The sequence below is a fragment of the Streptoalloteichus hindustanus genome (assembly GCF_900129375.1).
In the GTDB taxonomy this organism is placed as follows: Bacteria; Actinomycetota; Actinomycetes; order Mycobacteriales; family Pseudonocardiaceae; genus Streptoalloteichus; species Streptoalloteichus hindustanus.
In genome coordinates, this window is the sequence record NZ_FQVN01000007.1 from 122044 (window position 1) to 144743 (window position 22700).

Annotated in this window: 18 protein-coding genes; 12 read left to right on the forward strand and 6 right to left on the reverse strand. The window is 70.9% G+C overall.

The genetic code is table 11. The features are described from left to right. Nucleotides 1-4: 4 nt before the first annotated feature. From BUE43_RS22225 to BUE43_RS22235, 3 genes are all read left to right on the forward strand, one after another. Nucleotides 5-4198: a hypothetical protein gene (locus BUE43_RS22225; protein ID WP_073486399.1), complete on the forward strand. Its 4194-nt coding sequence runs from the start codon at nucleotides 5-7 to the stop codon at nucleotides 4196-4198. Nucleotides 4199-4206: 8 nt separating this feature from the next. After that, complete coding sequence (locus BUE43_RS22230) at nucleotides 4207-5016, forward strand: chymotrypsin family serine protease (RefSeq protein WP_073486401.1); 810 nt, start codon at nucleotides 4207-4209, stop codon at nucleotides 5014-5016. Nucleotides 5017-5090: 74 nt separating this feature from the next. Continuing rightward, nucleotides 5091-6089 (forward strand): methyltransferase, encoded by a 999-nt coding sequence (locus BUE43_RS22235; RefSeq protein WP_456114874.1) that lies wholly within the window; start codon nucleotides 5091-5093, stop codon nucleotides 6087-6089. Nucleotides 6090-6126: 37 nt separating this feature from the next. Here BUE43_RS22235 and BUE43_RS22240 read toward each other — a convergent pair whose 3' ends face one another. Then, nucleotides 6127-7083: a phosphotransferase gene (locus tag BUE43_RS22240; protein WP_073486405.1), complete on the reverse strand. Its 957-nt coding sequence runs from the start codon at nucleotides 7081-7083 to the stop codon at nucleotides 6127-6129. A 459-nt stretch (nucleotides 7084-7542) separates the two neighbouring features. On the opposite strand from BUE43_RS22240, the gene BUE43_RS22245 reads away from it, so the two are divergent. The 3 genes from BUE43_RS22245 to BUE43_RS22255 all read left to right on the forward strand — a co-directional run bounded on the left by BUE43_RS22245 (nucleotide 7543) and on the right by BUE43_RS22255 (nucleotide 9646). After that, nucleotides 7543-7968, forward strand: coding sequence for a peptidase inhibitor family I36 protein (locus tag BUE43_RS22245; protein WP_083960023.1), 426 nt, complete (start codon nucleotides 7543-7545; stop codon nucleotides 7966-7968). A gap of 205 nt (nucleotides 7969-8173) precedes the next feature. Continuing rightward, complete coding sequence (locus tag BUE43_RS22250) at nucleotides 8174-8950, forward strand: VldE C-terminal domain-containing protein (RefSeq protein ID WP_143174317.1); 777 nt, start codon at nucleotides 8174-8176, stop codon at nucleotides 8948-8950. A gap of 9 nt (nucleotides 8951-8959) precedes the next feature. Further along, on the forward strand, nucleotides 8960-9646 hold the full coding sequence (locus BUE43_RS22255) for a hypothetical protein (protein WP_073486411.1): 687 nt from the start codon (nucleotides 8960-8962) through the stop codon (nucleotides 9644-9646). Between the two features lie 159 nt (nucleotides 9647-9805). Here the strand turns inward: BUE43_RS22255 and BUE43_RS22260 are convergent, their stop codons facing one another. Then, a complete protein-coding gene (locus BUE43_RS22260) occupies nucleotides 9806-10969 on the reverse strand; it encodes a serine hydrolase domain-containing protein (protein ID WP_073486413.1) in 1164 nt (387 codons plus the stop codon). 283 nt (nucleotides 10970-11252) lie between these two features. Between BUE43_RS22260 and BUE43_RS22265 the strand changes: the two genes are divergently transcribed. Together BUE43_RS22265 and BUE43_RS22270 are read left to right on the forward strand one after the other, a co-directional pair. Then, on the forward strand, nucleotides 11253-12521 hold the full coding sequence (locus BUE43_RS22265; protein ID WP_073486415.1) for an MFS transporter: 1269 nt from the start codon (nucleotides 11253-11255) through the stop codon (nucleotides 12519-12521). A 143-nt stretch (nucleotides 12522-12664) separates the two neighbouring features. Continuing rightward, nucleotides 12665-14116: a M1 family metallopeptidase gene (locus BUE43_RS22270; RefSeq protein WP_073486417.1), complete on the forward strand. Its 1452-nt coding sequence runs from the start codon at nucleotides 12665-12667 to the stop codon at nucleotides 14114-14116. A 99-nt stretch (nucleotides 14117-14215) separates the two neighbouring features. Here BUE43_RS22270 and BUE43_RS22275 read toward each other — a convergent pair whose 3' ends face one another. From BUE43_RS22275 to BUE43_RS22285, 3 genes are all read right to left on the reverse strand, one after another. Further along, nucleotides 14216-14569, reverse strand: a complete 354-nt coding sequence (locus BUE43_RS22275; protein WP_073486419.1) for a DUF1330 domain-containing protein — start codon at nucleotides 14567-14569, stop codon at nucleotides 14216-14218. Nucleotides 14570-14664: 95 nt separating this feature from the next. Beyond that, on the reverse strand, nucleotides 14665-16893 hold the full coding sequence (locus tag BUE43_RS22280; RefSeq protein WP_073486823.1) for an ATP-binding protein: 2229 nt from the start codon (nucleotides 16891-16893) through the stop codon (nucleotides 14665-14667). A gap of 234 nt (nucleotides 16894-17127) precedes the next feature. Further along, complete coding sequence (locus BUE43_RS22285) at nucleotides 17128-18330, reverse strand: glycosyltransferase (protein ID WP_073486421.1); 1203 nt, start codon at nucleotides 18328-18330, stop codon at nucleotides 17128-17130. Nucleotides 18331-18673: 343 nt separating this feature from the next. Here BUE43_RS22285 and BUE43_RS22290 point away from each other — a divergent pair, with 343 nt between their 5' ends. Beyond that, a complete protein-coding gene (locus BUE43_RS22290; protein ID WP_073486423.1) occupies nucleotides 18674-19177 on the forward strand; it encodes a hypothetical protein in 504 nt (167 codons plus the stop codon). A gap of 268 nt (nucleotides 19178-19445) precedes the next feature. On the opposite strand, the gene BUE43_RS22295 is transcribed toward BUE43_RS22290, so the two are convergent. Further along, the gene (locus BUE43_RS22295) at nucleotides 19446-20213 is read right to left on the reverse strand and encodes a MerR family transcriptional regulator (RefSeq protein ID WP_073486835.1); all 768 of its coding nucleotides are present in this window, start codon (nucleotides 20211-20213) and stop codon (nucleotides 19446-19448) included. Nucleotides 20214-20370: 157 nt separating this feature from the next. Between BUE43_RS22295 and BUE43_RS22300 the strand changes: the two genes are divergently transcribed. The 3 genes from BUE43_RS22300 to BUE43_RS22310 all read left to right on the forward strand — a co-directional run bounded on the left by BUE43_RS22300 (nucleotide 20371) and on the right by BUE43_RS22310 (nucleotide 22690). Then, entirely contained in the window at nucleotides 20371-21027 is a 657-nt protein-coding gene (locus tag BUE43_RS22300) for a dihydrofolate reductase family protein (protein ID WP_073486425.1), read from the forward strand. 104 nt (nucleotides 21028-21131) lie between these two features. Continuing rightward, nucleotides 21132-21461 carry a YciI family protein gene (locus BUE43_RS22305; RefSeq protein WP_073486427.1) on the forward strand — a complete coding sequence of 110 codons (330 nt, stop codon included), beginning with the start codon at nucleotides 21132-21134 and terminating at the stop codon, nucleotides 21459-21461. Further along, entirely contained in the window at nucleotides 21458-22690 is a 1233-nt protein-coding gene (locus BUE43_RS22310; RefSeq protein ID WP_073486429.1) for an RNA polymerase sigma factor, read from the forward strand. Before BUE43_RS22305 ends, BUE43_RS22310 begins: the two co-directional genes overlap by 4 nt. Nucleotides 22691-22700 lie beyond the last annotated feature (10 nt).

Genomic DNA, 22700 nt, shown 5'->3' on the forward strand with positions numbered 1-22700 from the left:
GGACATGGCCGCCGAACACCTCCTGCGCTGGACCGTCCTGCCCGACGGCGTGGTCGGCACGGACCCGGGCGGCGGGGACCGCCTCCGGGTGTCCGTTCTGGTCACCCCACGGCTGCGTGGCTCGAAGCGGCTCGGCGACTACTTCCCGACCTTCGAGTCCTGGCCGGACACGCTGGCCGGCCTCGTCAACGCGCTGTCGCTGGAGTTCCTCGACGACAAGGGGAACCCGGTGGCCAAGGTGACCGCGAAGGAGGTCGACACCAGCAGGTACCCCGCGGCGGACCGGAACGTCTGGAAGGCGTTGTTCCACGCGGAAACCCACGTCGACGACCACTCCGAGCCGCGCACCGAGGCAGGCGCCCCGCGGGTGCTCCGCTCGTTCCCGGCCGCCGCCGTCGAGTCGACGGTGACCGCGCTGTTCCGGGACATGGCGGCGACCACGACGAGGGAACGGATCCGGCGCAACGACGCCGACGGGGAGCGGACGCCGTGCGAACGGCCCGACCCCGAGGACAACCAGGGCTGGCGGTTCCCGTCCGGACACGTGGTCATCCCGATGATCGGCAACGAGGTCATCGACTTCGCCAACGACCCGAGGGCCGTGCACTCGGAGCTCAACAAGCTGATCGACCCCAACGGCGGGATCCACCTCGCCGACAGCGGGGCAGCGGAGCAACCGATGCACATGCGCCGCACGGCCAACCCGAAGTACCAGGAGAAGGCGAAGCTCTACGGCCTGGCCGAGGCGCACCGCTTCTACGACCGCGGACCGGCGCCCGCGGGGGCCGACGAGCACACCCTCGCGATGTCCGACGCGCCGCCGGCGCCCGTCGAGCCCCACCGGGTCGACTTCCACGAGGCCTGCGGGCTTCTCGGCGACTACCCGGAACTCCAGCGGCGGTTCGGGCTCGTCGTCGACCTGGTGTTCACCGCGCCCGACGGGCTGGCCGGCGCGGACTCGGTCCGGGTCGCCTTCGCACACCCGGACCAGGCCGCGCTGAACGCCCCCGGGCGGCGACCCAGGACCAGGATCGCCTACGCCGCCGGTCAGCGGTTCGAACCCAAGGCCAAGGACGAGAAGACGATCCGCACCCGCGTGCTCAACCTCGGCTCGGGCGCCTTCCGGGTCACCGACCTGGACGTCGACGGCGCGGCGTTGAAGCACCTCGACTACGCCAGGGCTTTCGCCGGAATGCGCGGCCCGGACAGCTTCCGCGACACCACCGAAGCGCGCCGCCAACTCGGCAACGGCACGCCGGCCGCGCGGGGCGGTGGGATCACCGTCTTCCGCGAGGACGACGACGGACACCTCGCCCAGCAGATCGGCGCCGACCGAACCCGCGAGAAGTCCAATGTGGACCCCACGCTCGTCGCCGAGGACCTGGTCCGCGGCTACCGGGTGGACGTGGGCATCGCCGACGTGAACGGGACGGTCCACCGCTGGCACTCGCTGTGCCGCCGCCGGGGCAGCTACACGATCCGCCGGCCCGGCCAGCCGCCGGTCACGATCCCGGTCCGCCCCGACGAGGGCAACGTGAAGGCCAGCGCGGTGACCAGGACCGCGCCCGAGTCGACGCAGGTCTACACCCACCAGGCCCTGTTCGGCTGGGACGGCTGGAGCCTGGTCGCGCCGAGGCCGGGTCTGACGATCAACAAGGACAACCAGCCGGAGGCGGTGGTCCCGCCGGTGTCCCCGGACGTGCCGCTGGCCACCGCGTTCACCCCGGAGCCCGGCTCGCTGCCGGCGCTGCGCTACGGCCGCACCTACCGGCTGCGCGCCCGCGTGGTCGACCTCGCCGGCAACAGCGCCGACCACACCGCCACCGTCCCGCACGAGCTGCTCGCCCCGGCGATCACCTACCTGCGCTGGGAACCCGTGCCGCAGCCGGTGGTCGTGCCGACCCGGCCGTTCTCCGAGGGCGAGTCCGCCGAGCGGATGGTGATCAGGAGCACGATCACCGAGGAGGGCAGGGAGATCTCGGCGCGGGAGTACGAGGCGCTGCGCTCCGACGTGCCCGACCACTCCGATCCGTCCGGAGTGGACGGTCTGGACCGCCGCTACCGCGCCGTCGACCACCGGCACGTCGCGCCGCCGAAGGTCGCACTGGCCATGGCCGAGGAGCACGGCGTGTTCGACGCCGCGTTCGGCCCGGACAGGCCCGAGCGGGCGAGGGCGCGCTACTTCGCCTCGGCCGCGCGCGAGGCCGGCTCGTTCCTGGACACGGTCGTCAGCGACCCCGAGGACCCGAGCTCGACCACGGACCTGTTGCGGGAGCACCGAATCCACATCGCCAAGCACGACGTGCACGACACGGCGGAGCTGACCCCGCTCCCCCTGACGCACCGCGGCGCGGGGCTCAAGCATGGCGAGTTCGTCGTGCACGACGCCAGGCGGCCGCTGCTGCTGCCGTACCTGCCGGACCCGCTGGCGCGGGGCGTCTGTCTGCGCGGCCTGCCCGGCACGACCGGCGCGCGGAAGTACCCGTTCCCCGGGCCGTGGCCGCAGGCCAAGCCGTTCCTGCTCACCCTGGCCGAGGGCGACGGCGAGCCGGAGTGGCGGGACGGCCCGTGGGTGCGGGAGCTGACCGTGCGCCTGGCCAGGAGCGAGACGGCGCGGGTGTTCCTCAGCTGCTACCTGGACCGGGCGGACCTGTCGCTGCTGCGCCAGTGGCGGCTGCTCACCGAGTCCGACTTCTGGCGCGGCCTCGCGCAGCGGGATCGGGACTTCGTCGCCGAGGCGAGCGCGGACGGCGAGAACTGGATGCTCACGCCGTGGGTCGAGCTCAACCTGGTGCACGCCGTGGAGAAACCGTTGCGCCGGCCGGAACTGCGCGAGCTGGTGTTCCGGAGGGTGCCCGAGGCGACGTTCACCGAGATCCGCGGCGAGTTGCGGGCGCACTCGCGCAGCACCGCGCACGTCGCGGTGGACGCGAAGTGGGGCGAGTGGGTGGACGACGTCAGCCAGCCGGCGCCGCAGCGGTTCACCCGGCACGCGCACGTCGAAGATGTCCAGGTCTCGGTGAACAACGACATGCTCGGTTTCACCGTGCGGCACGAGTTCGGCGACACCCGGCACCGCAACATCGACTACACGCCGACCGCGACGACCAGGTTCCGCGAGTACTTCCACCCCGCCATCACGGCCGACCAGAAGCTGATCACCAGGGGCGGGCCGGTGTCGGCCGGCCACTCCGTGCCCAGCTCGCGCCGGCCGGAACCGCCGGAGCCCAGCCACCTGGTCCCGACGTTCCGCTGGTCGCGCACGGCCGACCGGGAGCACGGCACGGTCACCAGCACCCGCCGGCACGCCGGCGTGCGGCTCCACCTCCGGCGGCCGTGGTACTCCTCGGGCGACGACGAGCTGCTGGCGGTCGTGCTCGACCCCGGCGGCACCGTGCCCGACCGGTACTCGACCCGCTGGGGCGTGGACCCCGTGTGGTCCGGCGCCAGCCGACTGGCCGGCCCGTCGCCGGCGAACTTCCCGAACGCGACCAGCACCGCGAACGCGCTGACACTGGCCGAGGGTCTGCCGACACCGGTGTCGGTCGCGGCCTTCCGGCCGGACTTCGACGAACGGCGCGGGCTCTGGCGCTGCGACATCGACGTCGACCTCGGCGCGGCCGGGGCCGCCTACTTCCCGTTCCTGCGGCTGGCCGTCGCCCGTTACCAACCGCACTCGCTGCCCGGTCTCGAACTGTCCACAGTGGTCACCGCTGAGTTCGCCCAGTTGCTGCCGGACCGGACGGTGACCGCGACCGGGATCGACGGCGGACTGCGTGTCACGCTCGCCGGGCCGACCACGTCCAACGAGCTGGGACGACGAGTCGGCGGCGGTGTCGCCGCCGTCGCCGGCAGCCGCCGGGTCACGGCCACCCTGCAGAGCCGGGCGTCGCTCGGCGCCGGCGAGCTGGACTGGCAGCCCGTGGGGAACCCGGTCCCGCTGTCCTGCCGCGCCGACGGCGCCGGCTTCGCCTGGTCCGCGGACATTCCCGCGCCGGACACGGCCCTGCTGACCCAGTACCGCCTGCTGGTCGAGGAGCACGAGCTCCACCAGTCCGATGTGGACACCGCGACCGAGACGGTGACCGTGGCGGGCCAGCCCGTGCCGGTCGCGCGGCGGCTGGTGCACGCCGACCGCGTCGCGTTGCGACGCCGCCCGTTCGGCGGAATCGAAGTCGACCTCGACATCGAGCCGTAGGAGAGCCGTTGCTGGGCAGGAGAACCCTGGTCGTCGCACTGGTCGCACTGGTCGCACTGGTCACGATGCCCATGGCGACCGGTGGCGCCGCGGAGACCGTCGCCGGCCCCGTCGACCGCTACAACGACACCCAACCCCACTTCGGCGGAGCCGCGATCGGCGTCCACGGATCAGGCAGGACGATCTGCAGCTCCGGCTTCACCGTGACCACGAAGACCGGCCAGGCGGGCATTCTCACCGCGGGACACTGCTTCGCCCCCAACACCCGGCTGGCCTCGGGGAGGAAGGCGAACGGCTCGGTCAACGACTACGGCACGGTCACCGACCGGAAGCGGGACGCCACGCCGACGGTGCCCGGCACGCGGGACATGGCGGTGATCACCGGGGTTCCGGGGCGACCGCAGACCTACGCGCCGTCCCTCTGGACCGATCCGGTCGTTCCCGGCGTGCTCAGGGTGGGCGGGAGACAGGTTCCCACACCGGACCAGGACATCGTCTGCTTCAGCGGCAGAACCAGCCGGGCGGTCTGCGGTTTCCGCGTCATCGGCAACCTCCGCGACGGATCCGCCTGCGACCCGGACAACGACAAGATCTGCACCCACGGCCTCGCGCGCGCGGTGCGCGAGGGCAGGGGCGGCGCACCGGGCGACTCCGGCTCTCCGGTCTACTGGACCGAATGGGACGGGCGGGCCACCATCGTCGGGATGGTGATCGGCAGCCTCTACCGCGACAACCGCACCACGATCTTTTTCCACACCATCGACCAGATCGAGACCGGGTTGGGCGTCACGCTGGTGTCCCAGCCAGACACGCGGTGATCGGCGCGGGGCGGGCTCGACGCCCCGATGCCGGGGCTGATTTCCGGTTGACAGGGCTGCCACCGTTGAGCTTCGTGAACGAGCACAACACCGCTGCGCTCCGAGCGATGGCGGGTCTTGCCACGCCCATGACTCTGCGGGTCGCGGTCACTCTGGACCTCCCGGACCGGCTGCGTGGCGACGGCGCCGCCGTCAAGCGGGTCGCGGCCGAGCTCAACGTGTCACCGATGGCGCTCGAGCTCCTGCTCGGTCATCTCTCGACCCTCGGGGTTGTCGAGCGCACGTCCACCGGCTACCGGACCACGGACTTCGGAGCAGCCCTCTGCACCGACGCCGACAACGGCCTGACCAACTTCCTGCACCTGGACATGGCTGGCGGACGCGCCGAGCTGGCGTTTGTCGAGCTCCTGCACAGCGTCACCACCGGCCGCGCCGGCTACGACCGCCGCTTCGGGCAGGACTTCTGGGCCGACCTCGCCCAGCACCCCCACCTGCGCGACTCGTTCGACCAGCAGATGACGCACCGGTTCCGCGACCAGATCCCGCAGGTCGTCTCCGGCTACGACTGGGCCCGCTTCTCCACCATCGTCGACGTCGGGGGCGGTCGCGGCACGCTCCTCGCCGCGATCCTGGCTGCCCACCCGGGAACCCGGGGCCACCTGGTCGACCTCGAACCCACCGCGACCGAAGCCGCCCGCACCTTCGGCGCGCACCACGTCGAGGACCGGGCCCGAGTGACCGCCGGCAGCTTCTTCGACCCTCTTCCGGCCGGAGCGGACGCCTATCTGCTGTGCGACATCCTGCACGACTGGGACGACGAGCACGCGCACCGAATCCTCGGCCGCTGCGCCGAAGCCGTCCACCCCGCCGGCCGCGTTCTGGTCATCGAGCCGGTCGGCGGACGACACGCCGAAACCGAGTTCGACCTGGCCATGCTCGTGATCTTCGGCGGCCGGGAGCGCCGGGTGGACGAGTTCCGCGCCCTCGGCTCGGTCCACGGGCTGGTCCTCGACACCGTCATCGACCTGACCGACCAGCGCTGCCTTCTGGAGTTCCGCCTCGCCACCACCTGAACGCCGTGGAGTTGCCTCGCGGCGGCCACCGCATGTGTCAGCGTCGGTCGGCCACGCCGCCGGCGAAGGGCATCGCCCGCCACTGGTCGACGGCCGGCGTCATGTACTCGACCAACGAGGGAAGTTGCGGCGCGAGCGCGAGGACGGAGATGGCCCGCAGCATCCCCACGGCGTTGACGAAGGCCATGACGTCCTCGTTCAACGGCCTCATGCCGTTGCGCCGCGCACCACGGTTGTAGGCGGATTCGAGGTCAGGCCCGAGAGCGGCCATGTCCCACTCGACGGGGCCCAACGTCACCAGCTCGAAGTCGGAGTAGAGGTTTCCCTCCACCCCGGGGAAGACGTTCGCGGGCGGGGAGTCGCCGTGGATGGGCTGGAGGTCGATCCCCGGGAACGCCTCTTCGAACGCCGACCGTGAGCGCACGAGAGGTTCCAGGACCCGCCACTCGCGGCGCGCTCGGTCCACATCGGACGGAGCGACGAGATCGGGTCGGTTTCCCAGCAGGGCAAGGCTTTCGGTGACGAACCGGGGCTCGGCCGCGGACAGGAACGACAGTTGACCCGGGTATGCGCGCATCGCGGCGTGCAGGTCGGCAACCATCTCCGAGCAGGCCGCGTAGTCGGGCTCCTTGCTCCGGTCCTCCGCCACGAACTGCCAGAAAGTCATGGAAAAACCGCCGCGCCGCACGGGTTCCGGCGGCACCAGCGGACTGGGAGGGATCACGGGGACTTCCCGGTCCGCGAGCCAGCGCGTCACGTCCAATTCCGCCCGCTGGCGGCACGCCTGGGAGTCCGGGGTCGCGTAGTGCGGCAGGACGGTGGGAACCCGGACCACGACCGGTGAGGGCGCGAGGTGGACGACGACAGAGAACAGGTCGTGCAGCACCTCGGCGTCAGTCACGGTGAGTCCGAGGTCGCGGCCCGCCTCGACAGCCGCGTCGACCGCGGCGCCGGTGCGGCGGGCAATGTCCTGTTCTGTCAGGAAGTCGCTCACGACCCGATCGTCGCACGTCACGAGGCGTGAGGAAGGACGACTCGCGCGCGGTTGTTCACCAACGCCTCCGCTCACTCGGTCGTGACTGCTGGAGTACCGCGCAGGAAACCGGGCACCGCGCCGCGTTGCCACGCCGGCCGCACACCTGGAATCCTCACCGCCGCCCTACTGCATTCGACGGAGTACCGACCACCGATCGCACCCGAACCCCTTGAGGCAGCGCGGTTTTCCCGCGACCAGGCGAATAGTTCGCAGGTATGGGACGAATCCCTCCGCGGAGGGACCTTCCGAGTCGGGTCGTGCAGCAAGCTCGTTCCCAACGCCGGAGAGGGGCGCCGCGCCAACCAGCGGTGCTGCTGCGAGCCCCACGACGGCGACACATCGGAAAGACATTGACCGGAGCGGTCAACGCCACCTGCGGGCGGCGTGACCTGGTCACTTCGAGTCCGAGGAGAGAACATGAAAGGCCTGCCCGCCTTAGCCAGGACCGGAACCGCCGGGGTGGTGGTCGCGAGCGCCGTCGCGCTGGCGGGCCCGGACTACGCGAAGTCCCGACACCCCGCCGTTCGGGCCATGGCGGGGTTCGCGTGCCACGACGGTGAGCTGTGCCTGTACCAGGACTGGGGCGGCCAGGGTTTCATGCTGGTACTCCGAGTCGGCCAACACGTCAACGACCTGGCGACCATCAAGTGCCGCGGCTGTCGCGGCGGCACCTTCGACAACCAGATGACCTCGTTCATCAACAAGACCGACCGGGTCTGGTACTGGTACTACAACGCCCGGGGAACTGGCTCGCAGAGGCCCATGGGGCAGACCGGAAACCAGCCCTACAACATCTCCGGACCGGACAACGACCAGGCCTCCTCCGTCTACTGGTGGAGGTGACCGCACAACCCGCGCGGCCCGGCGCGAACCGCGCCGGCATCTCGCCTGGATGCGCGACCAGACGGATGAACGTGCGGAACTGACCGACCGCACGCCGGTGACCAGAAAGATCTGCCGGAGGCCGGAATCAGCGGTGCTACCGCGTGAAGCGTCCTCGTGACCATCACGACTTGGCACGGGTGGACCGCCAGGTGGGGGTCCACCCGTGCCACCACCGGCGCGAGTTGTCGCGCGTGACCGACGAATTCGCGCCCTGTTCGAGTTCGCGACCGATCTGCGCCGCCGCGCGGCGACGAAGAGGTTCGCCAGCGAGAAGAAGGGAGTTCCGATGCCGCCTCCCACGCCCGAGTTCGGGCCGGAGATCGACGGCTACGCCCCGAACCAACCGTATCGGGCCTGTGACCCGAAAGCGCGGCCCGGGGTGGCGGAGTTTCGCGACCTCGTGCTCGCCACCTATCGGGACACCAAGAACCTGGGGATCGTCCGCGCCTGCGACGTGGGCGGGGACAGCGAGCACAAGGAAGGGCGCGCCTGGGACTGGGGAGTGAACGTCAACGGCCAGGAGCACATCGCCAACGATCTGCTGAACTGGCTGCTTTCCACCGACCGGCACGGCAACGAGCACGCCCTCGCCCGGCGGTGGGGAATCATGTACATCATCTGGAACCGCCGGATCTGGGAGGCGTACGCGGCCCGTGCGGGCTGGACGCGCTATCCCGGTCCCTCCCCGCACACCGACCACGTTCACTTCAGCTTCTCCTGGGCGGGCGCCCGCAAGGAGACCACCTGGTGGAAACAGAAACCGAGGGATGACATGGCAGACGTGCCCCAGTGGCAGTGGGACAGGGTGTTCAACCGCGTTCTGCGGATGTCCGCCGGCGTCGAGGGCGAGAACCACAACGGCGAGCAGTTCAACCACGAGCAGAACCAGATCAACGACATCATCGCCCGACTCGACCGAATCCAGTCCCGGCTTGAGTGAGGGAAGCGCATGACCACGAAGGAAGCCGCGATCATCGGCGGTGGGATTCTGCCGGAGGTGGCGGGTATCGCCGTGGCCGAGGCGAAGCGCGCGCAACTGTCGCTGGCCGTCGGGTGCGTGATGCTGATGAAGGAGTCCGGCGGGGGGCGGAACGTCTACGGCCACGACAAGGTCAGGTGCGGCCCGGTGGGCGGATCGGTCACCGAGGAGAACTACCGCGACTACCTGCGGAACCGGTCGCGCTGCGGCGCGCAGGGCGTCGGGCCCGCACAACTCACCTACCCCGGAATCCAGGACCGCGCCGACCAGCTCGGCGGGTGCTGGCGACCCGACATCAACATCCGGGTCGGTTTCGAGATCCTCGCCGACTACGTGAGAACCAGCGGCGTCCGCGACGCCTTCAGCCGCTACAACACAGGTAAACCGGGGGACACCCCGTACGCCCGGGACGCGATGAGCAAGCTCCCGCACTGGGAGCGCATCGTCGCGCAAGCAGACGAAACGAGGGAAGACATGGCCGAGGTTCCCCAGTGGCAGTGGGACAGGGTGTTCAACCGCGTCCTGCGGATGTCCGCCGGCGTCGAGGGCGAGAACCACAACGGCGAACAGTTCAACCACGAGCAGAACCGGATCAACGACATCGTCGCCCGACTCGAGAAGATCGAGGCGAAGCTGGCCGGGAAGCCCACGAGCTGAGCGCCATCCCGCGGAACGGACACCAGTGAGGTGGGCGCCGGGACATCCCGGTGCCCACCTCGCGCGCTCCTGACGTGGACCGCATCGCCGGGAGAACTCACTACCTCGGCACCACGTACGCCCGAGGGCCGGATTCCGTTGCGGAAGCCGGTTTTCTGGTCACCGGCTGCCGCACAACGCCGAGTCGACGACGTCGTCGGCCGACGGTGAGGTCGCCGAGGACTTGGTGTTGGTCACCAGCGCGGCGTGGCGGGCGTCGTGGGTGACCATGGCGAACGACGCGTGGCCGGTGGCGAGACTCCCCGGGTGCCCCCACGCCTCCCCACCGCAGGACAACGGTTGCCGCACCAGGCCGAGGCCGTACCCGTAGCCCGCAGGGTGACCGGGAACGGGCACGGTCCGCCGCATCTCGGCCAGGGCGGACGCGGACACCACCCTGCCGTCGAGCAACGCCTGGAGGAACACCGTCTGCTCGCCCAGCGTCGACACCATGCCCCCGGACGAGCTCGCGATCGAGACGATGTCGATGTTCACGCCGGGAAAGCCGGACGTGGTGTCGACCCAGTAGGAGAACGGCCCCGCGGTCTTGCGCGTGTATCCGGGCACGTACGGCTCGTCGAGGGTCCTGTCCCCCGGGCGCGGGAGCCTGGTCCGGGTCAGACCGAGCGGCTTGACGATCCGGTCGGCGATCGCGTCGGCGACGGTCGTGCCGGTGATCCGCTCGATCAACAGGCCGGCCAGGTGGTAGTTGGTGTTCGAGTAGGACCAGCCCGGCTCGGGTTCGGGCCGAGGTCGGTAGTCCAGTCCGATCCGGACCAACTCCAGCAGGGTGAAGGTGCCGTCCGGGTTCGGCGGCTCGCTGTACGCCTCGTCCGGCGGGTTCGCGATCCCGCTGGTGTGCTGGAGGAGCTGGCGCACCGTGATCCTGTTCCCGTCGTGGCCGTTGCCCCTGACCACGCCGGGCAGGTACCGCTCGACGGGCGCGTCCAGCTCCACGCGCTTCTCGTCGACCAGCTGCAACACCACCGCGGCCGTGAAGGTCTTCGTCTGGCTACCGATCCGGAACTGGTCGATCGGCCGAACAGGACGGTGCGGCCAGCCGATCCTGGCCGTTCCACTGTGCAGGTGCCATGTTCCGGCGCGGCCGCCCGCGTAGATCGCGGCGCCCGGCCCGGACTTCGCCCGGTAGCGGTCCAGCAACGCCTGCGTGTCGGCGTGGCCGTCCCCTGTCCGGGCCTGCGCCGAGGCGGGCACCGCCAACGCGACGGACACAGCGGAGACCAACACCACCATCCAGCGGCGTAAGCCGAGATTCTTCGTCATATGCGCTCCTCACCGCGGATCGAGGCAGGCCCCTGCGGCACAGGCCCCCTGCGGCGCGGGACCTTCGCCAGCCACAACCGGAAGCATGCCCGGCAACCGAAGAAAGAACCTCGTGGTTATTTGCTCGCGAAACGGCGGAAACCTGTCACGGCAAGGCAGAACCCGTCCCCGCTCGCGACCACGACGGCCTACCGGCGTGGATGTGCTCAGTACCGTGTGTGAGCCCCGCGAGCCCTCGAACTCGTTCCCACCGTGACGCTCCAGCCGAGGTGAGAAGGATGGCATGGCCAGACGACGTGTGCTGATGGACCTCCGCCCCCTCCGGGAATCACCGGCGTTCCGCCGGTTGTGGCTCGGGTGGGGCCTGTCGTCCTTCGGCAGTCAGATGACCAGCTTCGCGGTAGCGCTCCAGGTCTACGAGATCACCAGATCGTCGCTCGCGGTCGGCGCGGTCGGTCTTTCCATGGCGCTGCCGACGATTCTCCTCGCCCTGGTCGGCGGCGCGGTGGCGGACGCCGTCGACCGGCGCGAGCTGGTGCTGATCACCAGTGCCTGTCTGACCGTCGTGTCCGCCGTCTTCGCCGCGCAGGCCTTCGCCGGGATGCGCCAGGTGTGGCTGCTCTACGGGCTCGTCGCGGTCCAGTCGCTGCTCAACGCCGTGAACGCGCCGGCGCGTGGCACCTTCCTCTCCCGTCTGCTGCCACCACACCTGGTTCCGGCGGGGGCGGCGCTCAACGCGTTCACCTTCCACGCCAGCATGACGGCGGGCACGGCGCTGGCCGGGGTCATCACCGCAGTGTGGGGTCTGAAGATCTGCTACCTCGTCGACGCCCTGAGCTTCGCCGCCGCGCTCCACGGCGTCGCCCGGCTGCCCGCGATGCCCCCGGAGGCCGGGACAGCTCGCCCCGGCCTCCGGTCCGTCGTCGACGGGCTCCGGTTCATCCGCCGCACCGCGGTCGTCAAGGGCGCGTTCCTCGCCGACATGAGCGCCATGGCCCTCGGCGCGCCCATGGCGCTCCTGCCCGCGATCAACGCGGAGCACTTCGGCGGTGGCCCCGAGACACTCGGGCTCCTGACCGCCGCCCCGACCGTCGGTGGCCTGCTCGGGTCGGCGTTGTCCGGTCCGGTCGGGCGCGTGCGACGTCAGGGCAGGGCCATGCTGGTGGCCGGCGCGGTGTGGGGCGCCGGCCTCGTGGGGTTCGGGTTGGCCACCCACCTGGGCACCGCGCTGGCGTTGCTGGCGATCGCCGGGGCGGCGGACTCGGTCAGCGTCGTGTTCCGGACGGCCATGGCGCAGAGCGCGACCCCGGACAGCCACCGGGGCCGGGTCAGCGCCGCCGAGTACGTCGTCGGCGCGGGTTGCCCCTACCTGGGCAACTTCCGCGCCGGCCTGGTCGGCTCACTGGTCTCCCCCGCCTTCGGCGTGATCAGCGGCGGGGTCGCCACGATCGCCGGCGCTGCGCTCATCGGGTTGCTCCTCCCCGCCTTCACCCGCTACACGACCGAGGCCAGCGACCAGGAACCAGCGCGGCCGCCGGCGCCGCAGTCGTGACGAAGGGCCTGGTCACGGCACCGTTGACGGACTGCCGACCGGGCGAGTGAAAAATTTTCGGAAGTCGCGGCAACCAAGATCATGTTGTCTGTGTCCTCACTCGATGAGGGGCACACCCGCCCCTCACCGAGGAAGGAAACACCGTGAAAGCAACGCTGACCGGTCTGGTCATCGCGGCGCTCGTGGGCGCGGCGGCGCCCGCGCACGCGGCCGGACCCGGCCCGGAAGGGCTCGGGGACCCCTATTACCCCAAGGCGGGCAACGGCGGCTACGACGTCAGCCACTACGACCTGCGCCTGGACTACGAGCCGTCGAAGGACTGGTTGCAGGCCACCACCACGATCAAGCTGAAGACCACGCAGGACCTGTCGTCGGTCAACTTCGACTTCGCGCTGCCGGTGCGGTCGGCGCGGGTGAACGGTCGGGACGTCGGCTTCGCGCAGCACCACGCCGAGTTGACCGTCAGCACGGGTGGAGACGTCGCCAAGGGCCAGGAGCTGACGGTCGAGATCAGCTACTCCGCCTCGCCGTCGCAGTCCAACCCGGACCTGCCACCCAGCAAGTGGAAGCGCACGCCGGACGGCGCGCAGGCGATCGGGGCGCCGTCGGTCGCGCCGTGGTGGTACCCCAGCAACGACCACCCCAGCGACAAGGCCACCTACAACATCTCCGTCACCGTGCCGGACGGCATTGAGGCGATCTCCAACGGTCAGCTCGTCGGAACGACTCCGCGGGGTGACGGCAAGACCACGTGGAACTGGGCGAGCACCAAGCCGCAGACCACCTACGCGACGTTCCTGGCGATCGGCCAGTACCAGCTGCACCAGTCCTATCTCGACGGAGTGCCCCTCGTCGACGCCTACTCCGAGGCGCTGGGCGACCGCGCGGCGGCCGCGAAGGCGAGCCTCGACGAGAGGCACCTGATGGTGGGCTTCCTGGAGAAGCTGCTCGGGAAGTACCCGCTGGACGCGACGGGGGCCCTGGTCACCCCGTACACGTCCACCCCGCTGGAGACCCACACCCGGCCGTCGTTCCCCGCCTCGTCCTTCCGGAACGGCCCGAACTCCTTCGTCGTCGCGCACGAGCTGGCGCACCAGTGGCTCGGCAACTCCGTGACGATGAAGTACTGGAAGGACATCTGGCTCAACGAGGGCTTCGCCACGTACGTGCAGTGGTTCTGGTCCGCCTACAAGGGCAAGGGAACCCCACAGCAGTTGGCCAACTGGTTCTACAAGCAGTACCCGGCCGACCACGAGATCTGGAAGGTGGCCGTGGCCGACCCGACGCCGCAGTACCAGTACGGCGCGGCGGTGCACGAGCGCGGCGCGATGGCCCTCGTGGCGTTGGGCGAGGCGGTCGGTGACGAGACGTTGCGGCGCATTCTGAACACGTGGGTGAGCCAGAAGGCGTACGGCAACGCCACCACGGAGGAGTTCGTCGCGCACGCCGAGAAGATCTCCGGCAGGAAGCTGGGCGACCTGTTCCAGACGTGGGTCCTCAAGCCCGGCAAGCCCAGTTCTCCCCCGGCGGGGCGGACGCTGAAGGCTGACGAGCAGGAGCCCGCCTCGGTCAAGGAACTCCACCGCCCTTACTGAGGTATCGCGACGAGTAGCCGTGGGGTCCACATTGGACGCCCAATGTGGACCCCACCACCTCGCGGGCCACGACCACGCGTGGGCGAGGACGAACGCGTGTCAGCCGTCCATCCCGAGCGCGGTCCGCATGGCGGCGGCCTTCCGCGCCGGGTCGTGGTCCGGGCCCACGCCCTCCACCAGGATCACGTCGCCGACGAGGTGGTCGGCGCGCTTGGGCAGGATCTCCTGGTAGGCCGGCGAGTCGTACCAGGCGCGCGCCCGGCCCATGTCCGGGAACCGGATCATCACCACGTCCCCGGGCCAGCTGCCCTCCCGGACGTCCACGGTGCCGCCGTGCACGACGAACCGCCCCGAGTAGGGGTCGAGGGTGGCCTGGATCCGCTCCATGTACTCGAACACCTCGGGGTGGACGGTCTCGGGGCGGCGCAGGTGGGCGATGGCATAGGCGGTCATCGGGACTCTCCTCGGGGCGGTGGGCCGTGCCTTGTGCCCACCATCCTGCTGTCGGAACAGAAGCCCGTCGATTACCTCGAAGGTAAAGCGGCCGCCTACGGCTCAGGCACGGCGCGACCCGCGCAGTCGAGGCCGTCGAGCTGCTGTCGCACTCGGCGGACGTCCTCAGGACGTTCTTGTCGTCGGTACAGCCCCAGCGCTTCGCGCCAGACCACGCGGGCCGCCTCGTGGTGGCCGAGGGCGAGATGGGAGCGACCGAGGTGGTCGAGCGTGTCGGCGGACTGGTAGCTGTGGCCGAGGGCGCGGAACAGGGCCAGGGCCTGGCGGTAGCGGCGAACAGCCTCCCGGTGGTTGCCGGTGCGGTGGGCGATGTAACCGAGACTGTCCAAAGTGCCCGCTTCGCCCTCCACGTGGTGGTGGCGTTGGTGCAGGGCGAGGGCCGCTTCGCAGTGGGCGCGGGCGGTGTCGTGGTCGTCGAGGCGTGCGGCGCACCAGCCCACCGCGTTGAGCGCCTCGGCTTCGAACACGGGCAGGTCGAGGCCGCGGTAGAGGTCCAGGGCCTGGCTGGCGTGGCCCAGGGCCCGTCGGTCGTCCCCCCGGAGCATCCAGGCCCGCGCGAGCATTCGGTGGACGAGGGCCTGGTGGGTGCGGTCGTTCTGGCGTTCGGCGAGGGCGAGCGCCTGGCGCAGGTGCTCGACCGCTTCCTCGTGGCGTCCGAGGTTCGCCTGGGCGAGCCCGACGAGGCGGAGCGCGAGCGGGCGGGCGGCCGGGTCGGGCAGGTGCGCGGCGGCGTCCACCGCGGCCCGCCACACGACGAGCCGATCGTGGAGGCGGCCCCGCCGGTTGTGGAAGGTGGTCAGCGCCCAGGCCAGGCGCCACGTGAGGTGGTGCAGCCCTCTCGTCGCGGCCGTGTGCTGCGCGGCCAACAGGTTCGCGTGCTCGGCGTCGAACCAGGCGAGCGCCGCCGGGGCGTCGGACATCGGATGCGGGTGAACGCCGCGAGCGGGCGGGTCGAGCCGGATCGGTGTGCGGTGCGGTTCCAGGAGACGGTCGGCCTGGTAAGCGGTGTGGGTGTAGAAGTCGAGGACCCGTCGCAGTGCCGCCTCCCGGGTCCCACTGGTCAGATCGCGGTGGGCGATGGTGGTGGCGTAGCCGCGAACCAGGTCGTGCGGGGAGAAACGGCCGTTCGCCTGCCGAGCCTGCAGTGAGGCGTCCTCCAGGGCACGCACCGTGCCGCGCGCCTCGGACAAACGAAGGTCGGCGAGGCTGGCGACGGCGGGCAAACTGATATCCGGGCCGGGAGCGACACCCAGCAGCCCGAACACCGTGCGCTGCCGCGGGGTCAGGCCGCGCAGGGAGAGCGAGAGAACCGTCGGCAGGCTCGCGGCGGGATCGTCGTCGTCCAGCGCGTCCACACCGAACTCGCGGAGCTCGGCGACGAACTCCGCCAGGGGCACCTGCGGCGTGCTGCGGGCTCGGCCGGCGACCAGCCCCAACGCGAGGGGAAATCCGCCGCACCACCGGATCAGGTCGGCCACCGCGTCCGCTTCGGTCGCCACCCGCGTCACGCCCAGCCGCCCGACCAGCAGGGCACGGGCCTCGTCGTCGGTGAGGGTGTCCAGGTGCAGGGGGCGGGCGCCGTGCCGGGTGATCAGCCCGGTCAGCCGGTTGCGACTGGTCACCACGACCACGCTGGGCCCACCGCCCGGCAGCAGCGGCGCCACCTGCTCGGCCGTGGCGGCGTTGTCCAGCACGACCAGCATCCGCCGGCGCGCGACGAGACTCCGGTACAGGCCCGTCTGGGCCGCCGTGTCCGCCGGGACACGGGCAGGGTCGACCCCGAGGGCGTCGAGGAAGCCCCGCACCGCCACCGCCGGCGGCATCGGCTCCGCCTCGGGGCTGAAACCACGCAGGTCAACAAACAACTGCCCGTCGGGAAACCGGTCGGCGTGGCGGTGCGCCCAGGTCAGGGCCAACCAGGTCTTGCCGATCCCGCCCGCCCCGCCGATCGCCGAGATCACCACCGTCGCACCCGTCCCGGCGTTCGCCGGGTCAGGCCGCGGGGGCGAGCCCGCGCCGGGCAGGCTCTCCACGGCTCGGTCCAGCTCGGCCAGATCCGCGGCCCGTCCGGTGAACGGGGCCGGCGCGGCGGGCAGTTGGCGCGGCACCACCGGCTCGGGCGGTGGCTGCACGTGGAGCCCGCCGTGCACCACGCCGGCCTGCACCACCACGCCCACGGAGTCCGCCGACACGTCGTTGCGCCCCAGGGCCTCGCCCCGGTCGGGCGGCGTCTCCGGTCCGTGCGCCCGCCCCGATCCGCGCATCGCCACCACACCGACCTCCCACCCACGAGACCAGCGGACGGCCACGTCGCGGACCGCCCCGACCCACCTCACATCCTGCTGACAGCCAGGGAGATCACCTATCCGCCGACCGCCTACTCCTCTGGCTCGTGCACGCTCTGGCTGACCGGAAGACGGGAGACCTCTCAACACCAACACGCATTGGCCTTGACCCACAGCTGTGGCTGCTGCGGGTCAAGACCGCTTACTGGACACTCAGGAGGCCATGGCCACAAGACGCTGTGCGGCAACCATCACACCGTCGGTGCGCACCGCTGCGGCGATGGAGCGGGCACGAGCGGCCACGTCAGGTTGGAGAACCTGGTTGAGGGCCGTGACCAGCGAACCGGCGGTCGGCGCGCCGGGTGCGTGCGCGCTGCCGATCCCCAGCTCCTCGCATCGCCGTGCCCAGTAGTGCTGGTCGTACCACTGCGGCACAACGACTTGCGGCGCGCCGGCGGCCGTGGCGATGGTCGTGGTGCCCGAACCACCGTGGTGCACAACGGCGGCCACTCGCCGGAACAGCGCCTGCACGTTGACTTCTCCGACGCAGAGGCAGTCCGGTCCTTCGTCCGCGAGCGACAGATCGGCCCAGCCCCGGGAGATGATCGCGCGACGGCCCAGCGCGCGGGCCGCCCGCACCATCTCGTGGCTGACGCCTTCCGGGGCGGCCATGCTGCCGAAGCCGAAGAAGACGGGCGGCTCGCCGGCGTCCAGGAACTCCTCCACCTCCGTCGACAGTGGACGGTCGTCGGGCAGGAACCACGCGCCGGTCTGGAACACCGTCCGGTCCGAGGGCTCGGGCCAGGGCGCCAGCACGGGATCGGCGGCGAGCCAGGGCCGGTCGGTGATGATGTGGCCGAGCACGTCGGAAACCGGGTCCAGGCCGAGCGCGGCCCGCTGCTCGTTGAGCGCGTCGCGCCAGTCGTCGTTCCACCGGCGTGCGTCCAGTGCCCACCGCGCGTCGTTGTCGGCCTTCTCGTCGTGGGGCCATACCGGCACCACAGGTGGCGCGTGGTGCGGGGACGGCAGGGTGATCGGGCAGAAGGTGGCGTGCACGTGGGGAATGCCCATGGCCTCGGCGACCGAGTGGGCGGCGAACTGGAGCGCGGCGAAACCCAGCACGAGGTCGCAGCCCTTGGCGGCCTCCGTGAGCGCGGCGAACTGGGTGGCCACGGTGTCCGCCATGAGCTGCCGCCGCTGCTCCGGCGAGGACGTCCCCGGCCTGACCGGTCCCGACTTCCCCCGCACCTCCGGCCCCACGGGAACCATCGGAAACCCGAAACCGCCGATCCAGTCACGGAAGTCCGGCGGCACGCAGAAGAGGACTTCCTGCCCCAGATCCCGCAACCGCGACGCCAATGCCACCAACGGCTGGACGTCGCCACGGGACCCGATCGTCGACAGCAGCACACGCATCGCGACTCCTCGCTGGACAGCGCTCTCCCTCGGCCCTGAACCGGCCGGGCTCACCGGCCCGCATTCTGAACCAGCGACGGGGCCTTGCCACAAGTCAACCTTCCAGCTATACGTTGAAGTGGGAACACGTCTCCGTGGCCTCTCCCCCACCGAACAGTTCCGCGACCAGTGCACGGTCACCGCGACGAGGGGGACCAACCATCGGTCCCGGATCGACAGTCCTCACCCCTCCGCACCCCTACGGCCCCACCCCGAACCGCCGGGCTCGATCCCGGGGCCATTCCCGGATTCCCGTCGGATCCCCGCGCTCGATGATCGGGCCGTGTCGGATGGGGGAGGACCGATGTCGTTACGTGACCGGACCGCGGTGCGTCCGGGCCGCTGGACCACGCCGCTGCTCGTCCTGACCGGGTTGGCGTCGGTGGTTTTCGCGGTCGGGACGGCCTTGCACGCGTTCGTCGTCGTGGACGAGCAGACGCTGACACGGATGATGGTGCTGGCCGGGGCCGATCCCGGGCGGGCGCCGGGGTTCCTGGTCGGGTTCCGCGTGGTCGGATGCCTGTACCTGGTGGGCAACGCGCTGGGTGTGCTCGCGCTGCGCCGCCAGCCGAGCCGGTGGTTGTTCTGGGTCGTGCTGGTGGTCAACGCCACCCAGGCGGCCGGGGTCTGGCTGGTGCCGCCGGAGATGTTCACCGCGGCCCGGGAGCGGTTCGGCGTTGCCGGGGTGCTGCCGTCGCTGGTCACCGACGGCGGCGCGCTGGTCCTGGTCGTCGTGCTCGTCACCGCCTCGGCGATCACGCGGGCGACGTGGGGGCAGGTCCGCGGGCTTGCCCCGGCGGCGGAATGACCGTCCAACATGGACGTGGAGGCGCCGGTGGCGCTCGCGCTGTCAGTTCGAACACCGCCCGTTCCCGGAGCTTGACCAACTCGTCCGGGCGACAGCCCAGCAGCAGTACCGACCCGTCGACGGCGTGCCAGAAGTTCCTCTCGTCGACAGCAGCACACGCATCGCGACTCCTCGCTGGACAGCCCTCTCCCCCGGCCCTGAACCGGCCGGGCTCACCGGCCCGCATTCTGAACCAGCGACGGGGCCCTGCCACAAGTCCACCTTCCAGCTACACGTTCCAGTGGGAACACGTGTCCGTGGTCTCTCCCCCACCGAACAGTTCCGCGACCAGTGGAGCGGCAAGCGCAGGAGCGGTCACCTCAAGTTCCAGTCCCGCACTGGTAAGTCTCAGCGTGAAATCGAAGAACGGGCAGCAGCTCTTCTCCGCTGCCGCCAGTTCTGCCACCGGAGCCGCCAGCTCGGCGGGCAGTCGCAGCAGAAAGCCGCCGTCGACGCCCTCTCTCCGCGCCCCGGCAAGCAGTCTCCGCCATCGCTCGACGCGCTCGGCCTGCTCGCCCTCGGTCAGAGTGCACGCGACCGGCGGCTGCTCGTCGGGTCGCGGTGAAATGGCGGTGCCGGGAACCGGATCGGACGACCGGTGCGGGAACCCGCAGCCGGGAGCGCAGCGGCCCGGCCAGGGCGGGCCGTCGATCTCCCCGAGCACCTGCCAGAGCCGGTCGGCGAACGCGTCCAGCTCGGCGGCTCGCTGTTCGGCATCCGCGATGTGGGCCAACAACATCGGGCGCAGGCGTGCTCGGACGTCGGCGCACTGCCCGTCTTCCCATGCCGGCAACAGGTCGCGGATGTCCTCCAGCGGCAGGCCAAGCGTCCGGCCCGAGGTGATGAACTCCAACCGCGCCACCGCCTCCTCGTCGTAGAGCCGGTACCCCGACTCCGACCGCCGTGCCGGCAGCAGCCCGGCCCGCTCGTAGAACCGCAGCGTCGTCGGCTTCATCCCGACCCGCCTGGCCAGCTGGGATATCCGAAGCGGTGCCATGCCCCGACGGTAAACCTTCCAGTCGGCTCGAAGGTCAAGCCGCTGGGGCTCGAAAGAAGTCCGGGCGGTGGTGTCGAATCGGGGCAGGGGCGTTCGTGGCAGGGGTGAGCGGCCGCCCACGAGGGGCGTCCCCACCCACAGGAAGGCAGCTGCGACCGTGAGACTGTCGACCATCACGAACATCTCCGTCGACGGCGTGATGCAGGGACTCGGCGCGCCGGACGAGGACCGCGGGGGCGGGTTCGAGCGCGGCGGGTGGGCCCTGCCGTTCTTCCCCGAGACCGAGGCCTTCCTCGATCAGGTCTACCAGCGCGCCGACGCGTTCCTGTTCGGGCGGCGGACCTACGAGATCTTCGCCGGCTCCTGGGGAACGGTGGCGGACCCGAGCATCAGTCCGATCGCGGCGGCGTTGCACGCGAGGCCCAAGTACGTGGCGTCGTCCACGCTCCCCGACCCGCGCTGGGCGGGCACGACTGTCCTCTCCGGTGACGTCGCGGCCGCCATCCGCGAGCTGAAGGCCAAGCCGGGCGGTGAACTACAGGTGCACGGCAGCGGCGACCTCGTCCGCTGGCTGTGGGACAACCGGCTCGTCGACGAGATCACTCTGATCACCTACCCCGTGGTCGTCGGCCAGGGCACGCGGCTGTTTCCCGTCACCGGCCCGGACACAGCGCTGGACCTGGTCGATGCGCGCGCCTCGAATGGCGTGACGATCCAGGTCTACCGGCCCGCCGGGCGACCCCGGTACGCCACCGCCACCACCGCCAGCCACGACGAGCTGCTGACCCGGCTCCACACGACCCGCGATCCGTGACGGAGAAATCCGGGCTGCGGTGTCGAACCGGAGCAGAGGTGTTCGTAGCAGGAGCGAACGGCCGTCCACGAGGGACGCCCCACACCACAGGAGATGATCTGCCGGTGCAGTACCTGGTTTCCGTGATCTACGACAGGACCGACCTGGCCACCCCGGCCGAGATGGCCGCCGTCGACGCGTTCAACGAGCGGCTCCAGGCCGAGGGCCACTGGGTCTTCGCCGCCGGCCTCGCGGCCCCCGACACGGCCACCGTCATCGACAACCGGAACGGCGAGGCGCTGGTCACCGACGGCCCCTTCCTAGAGTCCAAGGAGTTCCTGGCGGGCTTCTGGATCATCGAGGCCCCCGACCTCGACGTGGCGCTCAGGCTCGCCACCGAGGGGTCGAAGCACTGCAACCGCAAGGTCGAGGTGCGACCGATCCTGAGCGAGTGAGCGCGATCGACGTCCAGGAGGCGATCACCCGGGCCCACCGCGAGGAGTGGGCCCGGGTCGTCGCCGCCCTGACCAAACGATTCGGTGACCTCGACGTCGCCGAGGAGGCGGCGGCCGAGGCGTTCGCGACCGCCGTCGCCCGCTGGCCCGCCGACGGCGTGCCTCCCAACCCCGGCGGGTGGCTGACCACCACCGCCACCCACAAGGCCATCGACCGGCTCCGGCGCGAGAACAAGCGCCACGACAAGCAGAAGGAGGCTCTGCTGGTGCACGACGACGACCCACCCGAGCCTGCCGGCCCCATCGACGACGAACGACTCCGGCTGATCTTCACCTGCTGTCACCCCGCGCTCGCGCCGCGGACCCGCGTGGCGCTGACGCTGCGCATGGTCGGCGGTCTGACCGTGCCCGAGATCGCCCGTGCCTTCCTGGTGCGCGAAACCACCATGGGCCAGCGGATCACCCGCGCCAAAGCCAAGATCAAGGCGGCCCGCATCCCCTACCGCGTGCCCTCCGCGGAAGACCTCCCGACCCGCCTCTCCGGCGTCCTCGCCGTCCTCTTCCTCGTCTTCAACGAGGGCTACCTGGCGACCGGCCCCGACACCGACCCCGTCCGTCCCGCCCTGACCGCCGAAGCGATCCGACTCACCCGCCTGATCCGCACCCTCCTGCCCGACGACGGCGAAGTGGCCGGCCTCCTGGCACTCATGCTGCTCACCGAAGCCCGCCGCCCCGCCCGCGTCTCATCCACCGGCGAACTCGTCACCCTGTCCGAACAGGACCGCGGGTCCTGGGACGCGTCCCTGATCGCCGAGGGACACCGGCTGGTGCGCGAACGCCTGGCCTCCGGCGCGGCCCCGGGCCGCTACCAGATCCTCGCGGCCATCAACGCCGTGCACACCTCCGCCCGCGACGCCCGCGACACCGACTGGTCCCAGGTCGTCGCCCTCTACGACCAGCTCGTCCGCCTCGACCCCTCCCCGGTCATCGCCCTCAACCGAGCCATCGCCGTCGCCGAACTCGACGGCCCCGAGGTAGCCCTGGCAACCATCGACCGCCTCAACGACGAGCTGGCCGAATACCACGCCTACCACGCGACCCGCGCCGACCTCCTGCGCCGCCTGGGCCGCACCCAGGACTCCCGCGCGGCCTACGACAAAGCCATCACCCTGTCCGGCAACACCGCCGAAACCGCCTACCTCACCCGCCGTCGCAACCAACTGAACTAGCTGTCTGTGA